Origin of the sequence: Bacillus sp. PK3_68, from assembly GCF_003600835.1 — a bacterium.
Classification (GTDB): Bacteria; Bacillota; Bacilli; order Bacillales; family Domibacillaceae; genus Pseudobacillus.
Genome location: NZ_NQYC01000002.1, coordinates 340650 through 351837, shown reverse-complemented (window position 1 = coordinate 351837; position 11188 = coordinate 340650). Strand labels below are relative to the sequence as shown.

8 protein-coding genes and 2 pseudogenes are annotated in these 11188 nt (G+C 34.0%); 5 read left to right on the top strand and 5 right to left on the bottom strand.

From position 1 onward, the window contains the following. Window positions 1-152: pseudogene (locus CJ483_RS25390) on the top strand (YitT family protein); the annotation flags it as partial. Window positions 153-470: 318 nt separating this feature from the next. Here the strand turns inward: CJ483_RS25390 and CJ483_RS24200 are convergent. From CJ483_RS24200 to CJ483_RS24180, 4 genes are all read right to left on the bottom strand, one after another. Further along, the gene (locus CJ483_RS24200; protein ID WP_120038754.1) at window positions 471-635 is read right to left on the bottom strand and encodes a DUF2197 domain-containing protein; all 165 of its coding nucleotides are present in this window, start codon (window positions 633-635) and stop codon (window positions 471-473) included. 399 nt (window positions 636-1034) lie between these two features. After that, a complete protein-coding gene (locus CJ483_RS24195; protein WP_120038752.1) occupies window positions 1035-1484 on the bottom strand; it encodes a GNAT family N-acetyltransferase in 450 nt (149 codons plus the stop codon). Between the two features lie 392 nt (window positions 1485-1876). Further along, window positions 1877-2890 carry a S66 family peptidase gene (locus tag CJ483_RS24185; protein WP_120038750.1) on the bottom strand — a complete coding sequence of 338 codons (1014 nt, stop codon included), beginning with the start codon at window positions 2888-2890 and terminating at the stop codon, window positions 1877-1879. A gap of 530 nt (window positions 2891-3420) precedes the next feature. Then, window positions 3421-3975 carry an MEDS domain-containing protein gene (locus CJ483_RS24180; protein WP_182917207.1) on the bottom strand — a complete coding sequence of 185 codons (555 nt, stop codon included), beginning with the start codon at window positions 3973-3975 and terminating at the stop codon, window positions 3421-3423. 472 nt (window positions 3976-4447) lie between these two features. Between CJ483_RS24180 and CJ483_RS24175 the strand changes: the two are divergent. Together CJ483_RS24175 and CJ483_RS24170 are read left to right on the top strand one after the other, a co-directional pair. Further along, window positions 4448-6705: pseudogene (locus tag CJ483_RS24175) on the top strand (ATP-binding cassette domain-containing protein). After that, window positions 6702-7628, top strand: coding sequence for a helix-turn-helix transcriptional regulator (locus tag CJ483_RS24170; RefSeq protein WP_120038746.1), 927 nt, complete (start codon window positions 6702-6704; stop codon window positions 7626-7628). Before CJ483_RS24175 ends, CJ483_RS24170 begins: the two are co-directional and overlap by 4 nt. 540 nt (window positions 7629-8168) lie before the next feature. On the opposite strand, the gene CJ483_RS24165 is transcribed toward CJ483_RS24170, so the two are convergent. After that, window positions 8169-9319 (bottom strand): IS3 family transposase gene (locus tag CJ483_RS24165; RefSeq protein ID WP_120038744.1). Its coding sequence is split into 2 segments (ribosomal slippage): window positions 8169-9088 and window positions 9088-9319, totalling 1152 coding nucleotides; the frame shifts between segments, so codons are not numbered across the junction. A 586-nt stretch (window positions 9320-9905) separates the two neighbouring features. On the opposite strand from CJ483_RS24165, the gene CJ483_RS24160 reads away from it, so the two are divergent. After that, window positions 9906-10580: an AlkZ-related protein gene (locus tag CJ483_RS24160; RefSeq protein WP_120038742.1), complete on the top strand. Its 675-nt coding sequence runs from the start codon at window positions 9906-9908 to the stop codon at window positions 10578-10580. Between the two features lie 22 nt (window positions 10581-10602). Next, window positions 10603-10986 carry a VOC family protein gene (locus CJ483_RS24155; RefSeq protein WP_120038740.1) on the top strand — a complete coding sequence of 128 codons (384 nt, stop codon included), beginning with the start codon at window positions 10603-10605 and terminating at the stop codon, window positions 10984-10986. The last annotated feature ends 202 nt before the right edge of the window (window positions 10987-11188 follow it).

Genomic DNA, 11188 nt, shown 5'->3' with positions numbered 1-11188 from the left:
GGACCAATTGGCGTTGGAACTTTATTAACCGTTTGTTTAGGGGACTGATACTTAATTGCTTTATGTCATTTACTAAAAAAGTGTTGGACCGCATATTAGCACACTCCAGTACCTCACCAAATTATGATGAAAAGAAAAAGTATTCTATATAGAATGTTTTTCTTTTTCAGCTAATGCTGCCCCTATTGTTTTAAAAAATCCTGCAAAAACAGGATTTTAGATACACTGTTAAACGAGAATAGATAGATGTGTTAAGTCTCAATAAAGTTATTTAACTTTTATTCAAAAAATATAGTAGCCTTCTGTCTATTTGAATGACAGAAGGCTTTTAAAGTTATTTAAAAATCTAGTTGTATGATAGAAAATATATTTCATAGTGGATAATAAAGTTGTTTACTTCTTCTTCAACTAAGGTACTCGTTACTTTAAGTACATTATTTTACAATCTATTAGTAGGACACTCTAAAACACTATCTAAAGAAATTTTTAATTGCATCCATGCGTATTTTATGACTACAATCTTCGCAACAAAAAAACCTAGTCCTTCTTTCCTTAAATTGTTTAAATTTTAATGAACCTTCGTATACCTTGAATTTTCTTTTACAACTATAACAAAGTACCTCATAGTGAAACATTGTTATCCTCCTAAGTGACACATTACTCATGTATTTATTTTAGTACAAACGATTCAAACCAAAAAACCATTTTGATGAAGATTCTCTAAATAGTTTATGAATACCTTTATACTGTGAAATAACAATAAAGTTATTTAATTTTAAAAGCTCAAACAAGCATAACCCCGTTCAAAATTTAGGACGGGGTTAAAAATATAGTTGTTTAATTTTTGATGTAAGATACTTCACTATACTAAAAAGTATAACAATAAAGTCGTTTAAAAATCTAAGTTTTATTCAACAATCGCGCCCTTTTCTTGAATAAGTAATCTGGATTATTCTACCTTTACGATATGGTGGTCTAATTTAATTGCTTACATCGCTCTTACTCCAGACTATCAACAGATTTAGGTCACTATCTTAAAGATGAAACGAAAACTGTACCGTCTCCGAATCATCCCCACCAATTTTATTGTAGAATTCAATAGCATGTTGGTCTTCCACATCAGCTTGAACAAATAAACCCTTTATATCTTTTGATCTGCAATAATCCATTAATTCACCAACTAAATTACTTCCAATTCCACGACGCTGATAGTTCTTATCGACCGCCAAGTCATATAAATACATCGAAGAACCCTCCTGGTCATACATCAGTAATTCGTAACCAGTTAAACCACCAACAACTTCATCACCAATAAAAGCAACAAAACAAATAAAATCGGGTTTAGCTATAAGATTTCTTATGTTCTTATCGTTTACGTAGTTCAAATCTTGTGACTCAAATTCTTTGTTAAACAATAATACTAATTTAGAAAAACTACTCTTATCACCGATTGCTAGTTTTCTATATTCGACTACTTTTTCCACTCTATTTTTTCTCCGATCTAGTCAGGTGTATAGATGGTTAATTTTCACAATAACTGTTCTGCAGGTATTTCTTATAATATTTCTACATTCACTATACAGCACCAATAACCTAATAAATCTCGCCCCGATCATCACGATGACAAGCACAAGAGACGTACCTACTACGATACGACGCCACCGATAGCCAGCAATCAGCACGAGAGCTGCCCTAAAAAACAATAATTTGGCCCGTTAATGGAATAAAATGATTGAAACAACTTAATTGTCAAACAACATGGTCAATCTAATTGTATTAAACTCTTTTATAAATTATCGGACTTTATTCCAAATGATCATTCTTTATTATAAATTATCGAACTTTATTTCAAAGCTACAATTTGAGCTATATATCTTTATTTAAAATATTGTAAAATTTCCCCTTTACCGCTATCCGATTCAACTTCGGCATGCGCTCCATTTATTAATGTCATTTGTGGTGGAACATGACCACAATCAATGTCATATATAATAGGTATTTGAAGTTCTTCAGAAAGCTCTCTATAAACATCTTCAACTGTATAATTTCTAACAGGTGTATTAGCCGGACTTCTCCCGAACATAACACCTGAACAATTTTCAAACCATCCAGCCAATTTCATTTGCACGAGGGAACGACGCAAAGCGGTAGTGGATAACTCACAATTTTCGAAAAACCATATAACAGATTCACCTTTTATGTAATATTCTTTAAATTTTTTCACTTCCCCAAATGTTGTCCCAATTAAATGTCTGATAGTATCAATACATCCGCCAAGTAAACGACCCTGTATTTTAATTCTGTTATTTGAAATTGATTTCCATTCTGTTTTTTCTGTAAAATTAAAAACATATGGAGTTGGTTTATCAAACTGCCATTCCTTTTGATATTTGTCTGATGAACATTGTAGTATTGATTCACCCTTTTTTAGGGATAAAACTTTCTGCCACATTGCTGTCGTATCATCAGAATACTCTCCTCTTAAATCTACTAAATTCGTTCCATGTGCAGTAGCTATACCTGTTTTTAATGTGATAGCCAATAATAAAAGACTAATATCTGAGTAACCTAATACCCATTTGGTTTGGATATTTTCAAAGTCAATATATTCAAGCGTTTCAATAAGTAGTTCTCCACCCCAAGGCGGAATAATGATATGTATATCTTCATCGAGCATCATTTTATTAAACTCTTCTGCACGCTTCTTAGCAGATGCAGACCTTGCCTTGTCTTGAGTCCAAGCAGTATCACCACAGATGACCTTATAACCCTTCGTTTCCATACGACTACATGCAGCTTTCAACAATTCATGTAGTTCAGTGGGTACGCCAGATGAAGGCGCTGTAACTCCTATCGTCGTCCCTTTTTCTAAAAACGGATATTTTATCATGTGCAGCCCCCTTGCTTTTGTATTATTTTAACATAAATATCCATTTTTCAAAGAGGTTACTCAACAATCTGGCCCATTTGTTGAATAGGATGACTCACATTTTTTAAACAACTTTATTATTATTTAAACGACTTTATTGTAAATTAAATAAATTTATTATCTCTGTACAAGATGACAGGTTTTCTATGCTTTCCGTTAATACATATCGTCAAAAGCAATATAACAATACAGATAGCAGAAGCATACAAAACAATCAGAATAAAATTCAAAAAGAATCCTACAAGATGTAGCTTTGAAATAAAGTTTAATAAAAGTGAGGTCATAAACCTATATTTAACAACTACAAAAACTCCATTTTGAAAAAAGACTGATCAAAATGGAGGCGTTCTCTGTAGATACGTATGGGATTTTAAAAACAGTCGAAACTTTATTCGAATTTACAGTCGTTACCATCTTAACGAAGGAAACTTTATTGAGGCCCGTGTTGCTTATAGAATAGTGATTGGATGAAACTTCACTTTATATTGTATTTATTTCAATTTTACCGCTTCACCATCTGTCAGTGTTATCCCGTGGCATTTTATTAACAGTTCTTTTAATGAATCTGGTGTTCTCCCAGCATTATACGCACATACCGAAATAATCCCTTTTTCATTTGTTATTTTATCCACTTCTTTTTCATATTCCTCTATACATTGGTGAATTTCTTTATCTTCTCCCCATTCGATAAGTCCCCAAGTACAAATTGAAGCCCCTTCTTTTAGGAACGGTTCTATGTTTTCTAAGAAATGATTGACAATCGTATGAGGATTAAAATTCTTATTAAAATAGTAAAAATCATAATTATTCATAACATGCAAGAAGGTCCATTCTTTCTTACTCAGCACTTTTTCTAACCGCTTGTTTATAAGAAGAATATTTCTATCATTTTCGACAAGTAAAATGTGGTCACCGTTCCTAATCCCTGTAGCTATAAAGGAAACGACATTATTTATGTAAGTTATTTCATTACTATAGAAATAACAAATATGTCCCCTTTTCACTTTTTTCAAATCTTTGATTACTTCTATAATCGAGTTTTTCATTATAATCCCTCTATGTGTATTATTATTCATTGTAGCATTTTTACCTATTTATACAAAAATTCTATATCATATGTAAAGAGATAATAAAGTGATTTAATCTTGATATAAAAATATAAGAGCCATGTTACATTTTATGGGGACCGTCCCATCCCGCATCAAATTAATATTTATAGAGTCATAAATCGAATTATCATGTGGAATATAACCATGCAGCTCTTTTGATGTACTAATTAATTATCTTTTAAAACTTGATATCTTAAGGAATTGAAAAATTTCAAGAAATGCATGTAACCTTAAAGAAGTGAATACAAATATTAAAACTCTCTGCACTTCAAACAATTAGCCCCAATTTACAGTATTGAACCACGTTTACACCTAAGAATTTCATTTGTTTTTTACATCCCTGACATAATGCTGTCAGGGCACTTCTGTATAATACCCTTTATATATTAGCTTTACGGGAGTGGTTAATATGACTGAAAATCAATTTATTAAACTTGTTGGCTTAAGGGAAAATAACTTAAAAAATATAACACTAAATATTCCAAAAAGGAAAATCACTGTATTTACAGGGGTTTCTGGATCTGGAAAATCATCAATTGTATTCGACACAATAAGTAAGGAAGCCCAACGCCAGTTGAATCAGACTTTTACAACGTATATGCAAAACCGATTACCAACATACAGTCAACCAGATGCATTGTCCATTGAGAATCTTTCCCCCTCTGTGGTGATTGATCAAAGACGCTTAGGAGGAAATGTACGTTCAACGCTTGGTACGGTCACAGATATTTATTCATTATTGCGATTACTATTTTCTCGTATTGGAAAGCCCTTTATTGGCGAATCTGATGTTTTTTCTTTCAACAATCCGAAAGGGATGTGTCCGAAGTGTCAGGGAATTGGACGAAATATAGAGCCGAATATAGAGAAGTTATTCGATAGGACGAAATCGCTTAATGAAGGAGCCGTTTTGTTTTCCACTTTCGCTGCTGGTACTTGGTATTGGCAGAAACACTTGGTCTCAGGTATATTTGATCCGGATAAAAAGTTAATAAATTACACGGATACAGAGTGGCAAACGTTATTACATGGTAAGGACCAGAACCTCGTATTGCCCTTGAAAAATGAACCTATCAAGTATTTTGAAGGGGTTGTAGATAGGTTTAAGCGTATTTACTTAGAAAAAGAAACCAACCAATTATCAAATAATGTTAAGAATTTTATTACCTTAAAAGATTGTTTTGTATGCAACGGAACCCGGTTAAGTCAAGAAGTATTAAATTGCAAAATTAATGGTTATAACATTGCTCAATTTGCAGCGATGGAAGTAAGTGAATTGATGAAAATAATAGAAATGATCAAGAATCCAATTGTAGAACCAATCATTTCAAATATGGCAAGAAGGTTGAAATCTCTCGTGGACATGGGGATCGATTATCTTACGCTAAATCGTGAAACATCGACCTTGTCTGGGGAGAATCACAACGTGTAAAGATGATACGACATCTTAATAGCAGTTTAACGGATATGATGTATATTTTTGATGAACCAAGCACTGGATTACACCCCCGTGATGTACACAAACTCAATCGGATGCTGCAAAAACTCCGAGACAAAGGAAACACTGTTATAGTGGTTGAACATGACAAAGATGTTATTAAAATTGCTGATCATATTGTCGATGTTGGACCGGGTGCAGGTACAAATGGCGGTGAAATTGTCTATGAAGGAAATCTTCTTGGATTATACGACGCTGATACACTAACTGGAAGATATATGAGGACTAAACAATCATTTAAAAAAGAAACCCGTAATTTTAACGGATACCTTTCCGTAGTCGAAGCCTCCAAACATAACCTAAAGAATGTTACTGTTCATATTCCTTGTGGTGTTCTTACTGTAATCACTGGCGTAGCTGGATCAGGGAAAAGTACATTGATTTTTGACGAACTTTTAGAACAGCATCCAGATGCTATTGTTATCGACCAAAAGTCAGTGAGCACCTCGATTCGGTCTACTCCAGCGACTTATACGGGTATGATGGATGCAATTCGAAATTCCTTTGCATCTGCTAACAAAGTAAGTAAGTCACTTTTTAGTTTTAACTCGACAGGTGCCTGCTCCGAATGCCAAGGAAGCGGATTTATTAATACAGACCTTGCATTTCTTGAGAGTATTAGAACGACTTGTGAAACATGTAATGGGAAACGGTTCAAAGATGAAGTTCTTCAGTATAAGTTAGATGGGAAATCTATTTCAGATGTATTAGACATGACAGTATTAGAGGCACTTCAATTTTTTAGGGGGAAAGAAGTGGTTTCCACTTTAAAAGTATTATCAGAAGTAGGATTAGACTATATAACATTAGGTCAGCCGTTAAATACATTATCGGGTGGGGAATGTCAAAGAATTAAATTAGCTGGCGAGCTGCACCGATCTGGTAACATTTATGTTCTGGACGAGCCGACAACTGGACTTCACATGTCCGATGTTAGACATTTATCATCTCTCCTAAATCGTTTGGTTGATAACGGTAGCACTGTGATTGTAATTGAACACAATCTAGATATAATGAAACAAGCAGACTGGATTATTGATCTTGGACCTGGCGGCGGAAAAAAAGGAGGAGATATTATGTTCGCAGGTATACCACATGATTTTGTAACGAGTAGTAACTCCCTAACCGCACAATATCTACGAAACGATATACAGGAGGATGAACCTTGAAAATCGACCGGTTATTAGGGATCATTGTATTACTGATTCATAGGAAAAGAATAAAGGCCGTTGAATTATCGAGGTACTTTGAAGTATCGGAGAGAACGATATATAGAGATATCGATTCTCTTAATCGTGCAGGCATTCCCATTGTATCGCTTCCTGGACAAGAAGGCGGTTATGAATTAATGGATGGTTTCAAACTGGATAAAAAGTATCTAACTTTAGATGAATTACTTTCCATACAGTGGGCGTTGAAAAGCATTGAAAAGGCTACTGGATTTGAAGATATCAATGAATTGATTTCGAAAATAAATTATTTAATTGACTCAGTACCTACGCAAGATAAAAACATCCAGTTACAAATTTCACATTCGAATAATAGTTCGCAGCATATTCAAACAATATACAAGTCAATTCAAAATTGTAATGTAATTAAGATTCGCTATGTAGACCATAAAGGAAATGAAACAGAACGAGATATTGAACCGATGGGAGTTTTTTTAAAAGATTATCATTGGTACACTTGGGCTTATTGTTTATTACGAAATGAACTTAGAGTATTTAAATTAACTCGGATAATTGAAACATATAACATAAATCAATATTTTACCAGGCGTCCATATACGATTGAAAATATATACGAAAAAGAAGATGATAAACTTGGAAGTGGTATAAGGCCATTCACGGTTTGTCTCCAATTTAGCCGGGAGATGAGGGCACAGGTACTAGATAACTTTCAGGAAGATGAAACAGTCAATAATCCAGATGGAACAATCATCGTAAAAAAAGATTATTACACCATTGATCAAGCTATAGCACAAATTATGAGTTTTGGAAATAAGGTCCGTATTATCTATCCTAAAGAGTTAATTCTAAAATTTATTAAGTGTTTGGATGACACAAAAAAATTATACAAAGATTACAGGTGAAGAACGAAATAAGCAAAGTTTTATATTTTAAAACCAGTGGAATTGTAAGTGAATTTTTTAGTACCTTCATATTACCCTTTTTTGTACAGGGGTACCATCAGCAAAACGCAGATTTACAATGTTAAGGAAATTCCAATACTAAAAAGCCCAACTTCTCGTAAAATTATTGCCTTAAAATAAAGTTTGATCAAAAACATCTTACACCCCGTATTTTATGGTAAATAAGAAGAATCCATTTTGAAAAAAATTGATCAGATTCGATTCGTTTCTTTTTGAATGATCCTTTAGTTTTATAAAGAAGTTTGATTAAAACGTATTTAAAATTCTTTGGTTGAAGAGATAAAGCGTCGTGACTTTCTTTAAAACTTCAGGTCTTTCTTATAAACATCGTGATTTTATTTCAAATCCATATTTGCTTAACAGTAAACAAAAATCCATGTGTACAACGGTTTAACTTTCTTCAAAACAGTACAACTTTCTTTTAAATTTACAAAAGCTGCTGGATTTGAGTCAATAATTTGGACACAAAAAAGTTAAGTCTTAAGCTGTTCTTCTAATTTGATCCTCAATGGCTTGAGGTGTTTGATAGCCAATACCGCTGTGAATTCTCTTTCGGTTATACCAGCCTTCTATAAACTGAAATATGGCCAGCTTTGCAGCTAGATAGTCCGTGTATTGCGTATGATAAACTTCTTCTTTCTTTAATATAGCGTGAAATGACTCTATACAGACATTATCATAAGGACAGCCTTTCTGGCTGAAAGATTGCTTGATTCCTTGTTTTTGAACATGCTGAGTAAACTCACTGCTGGTATATTGCGAGCCAAGATCGGTATGAAGAATTAAGCCCTTTCGGGGCTTTTGAGAAAAACAGGCATTTTGAAGTGCTTCGATCACCAATTCGAACGTCATAGAATGAGAAAAAGAATAGCCAACGATTTTTTTCGGGTGCAGATCCAATACAGAGGCCAAATAGCACCCGCCATCTCTTGCCGTAGGGATATAGGTAATATCCGCCACCCATTTTTCATTGATTGTGCAGGTAGAGAAGTCTCGCTTTAAAAGATTGTCCAGCTGCACAACCTTTTCCTTTGAGGGATAGGGACGATACTTCTTCTTGGTAATTGAACGGATGTCGGCCTTTTTCATTAGGCGCTGGACGCGCTTTAGGTTTAGGAAAAACCCTCTGTTTAATAAGGTTTTATGAATTTTTGGAGCGCCATAACGAGCCTTACTTTCCAGGTGAATCCGTTGGATTTCCTTCGTGAGTTCCCGGTTTTCTATTTCACGTTTTGAGGTCGTTTTTTCAAGAGAATCATAGTAGCTACTTCTTGGCACGGCCAGTACTTCGCACATTTTCTGGATAGGGTATTGATCTTTGTGTTCCTCAATAAAATCGTTAAGCTCTGCTTCGGTTACTTTTTCGCGAATATGGCCATAGCCTTTTTTAAGATTCCTACTTCCTGTTTTAACCGAAGGTTTTCTTTCTGAATATCTGCTAACTCTTTCGGTGTCGGGGCCTCTTTCTCCGAACTGATAGGGGTAAAGTCTTTCACCCATTTATAAATCGTTACTTCTGATACGCCATATTCGCTGCTTAATTCTTTAACTGAGCTGCCGGAATGATATAAATCCAAAATCGTTTTCTTAAAGTCATCATTATATTTTTTGCCTGTAGGCTTACGTTCCAATTCGGACACATCCTCTCAAAATAATTGTAAGGACTTAATTAAACTGTGTCCATGAAACTATACTAACTCCAGATTAATGATAGCTTAGGGTCTCGAATGAGCGAGAAGGATATACAAAATACTAAAAGGCTTGTTGAATAAGGCGGCTAATACTGATTGCTTTATTCTATTAAAGGACGCTATTCCGAAGTAATGATAAAAGTCCAATTTCTCAATTTTAATGTTGAGAGATTGGGCTTTTTAGATTTACTAATAGTGCAAAATAGCACTTAAAATAGGCGCAAAATAACTCCTAAAGTGACATGTATTTTTCAGCTAAAGTAATCATTAGCCCCATAAACGGCCGTTTATGGTACTGTTTTTGTTGATCTATCGTACAGGAAAATTGATGGGTGCTCTTTTATTTCTGTTCCGCAATCGGGCCTTTAATTGAATAAGACTTTCAAACAAATACTGGATATTTGTGCTGATATGGGTATTGTGCAGGATTGTACTTAAAGTAACGAGGCAGTTTTATTATAGGAGGAAAATCTTGGTTATATATAGAAATTAGGTATATGTCTATTTTTATAAAGGAGATAACAAATTGTTGAAATATAAAGTGAAAACATATGAGGAAGCCATAGATGTAATAGGAGAGATTGGTTTACTTCCTCTAACCCCATTAATACCTGATTTCCCTTCTTTAAATACCATTACTTTATCAGAGTATTGGCATTCAGAAACAGAGTTTGATCCTTGGATTTGGAGGACAAAATTTTCAACTGACGGGGTTGCGGGATATGGTAAATTCATTAGGAAAAAATCGGTATTGGTTTCCCGTCAGCTTCTTCCATATGTAAAAAGGGTTTTAGGCTATGCTGAGTCCGTTGAGGAACGCTATTTTAACGGAAACGTATCGAAAGAAGCATTTGATATTTACAAAATAATTAGCCAAGAGGAAGGGATAGACACAAGGGCATTAAGAATAAAGGCAAGACTAAAGGAAAGTGATAAAAAAAGGATATTTGAGAACGCATTATTAGAATTACAAGGATCAATGGATATTGTAATTTCAGGCATACAGGAGAAAAAAAATGACGACAGTGAAAAGAACGGTTGGAGCAGTACAGCATTTGAGACTCATGATTCTTGGGCAAGGAGAAATAAAATTAACACTTTTAAGACAGATAAAGAAGAAGCAAAGAAATTTCTTATAGCTCATTTTTCAAATTTATGCAGTAATGAATCGGTAAAGAAACTTGAAAAAATATTTAAGTGAAGAATGAAATGGAGTGAATCGCTTGGAGCTAACACACACACGTTTATTAGTAGACAATTATAAAGAATGTTTCTTATTTTATAGAGATATTTTAGGTTTCGAAGTATCGTGGGGAGACGAAGAAACTTTATATGCAGATTTCAAGTTCAGTGGTTGTACTTTAGGGCTATTTGAACGAAAACAAATGCTTAAAGCTATAGGTGCAGAGAGTGTATCTTATATTCATAAGTCTGATAGAATTGCTTTAATTTTCAAGGTCGATAATGTTGAAGAAAAATATAAGGAATTAAAAGAAAAAGTGGAATTCATAACAAAGCCTACTGCACAAGAAGGATGGGGAATTAAAGTAGCTCATTTTAGAGATCCTGATGGTTCACTAATTGAAATCTATGAGAGTATTGGATAATTTTATTTTCACATCTAAGTGTTTATTGCAAAACCCAGCTAATATCATGGCGAGATATTAGCTGAGTTTTACAATGAATATCTAATCTCGAAAAGATCTTTACTTCGGAAAAGCGCCCGTTTCTGGAATAACATGAATGCCGTTTTAAACACTTTCATCTAAATTAATCGATCGTTTTTCATAAGGATTTTGAGAGACAGTG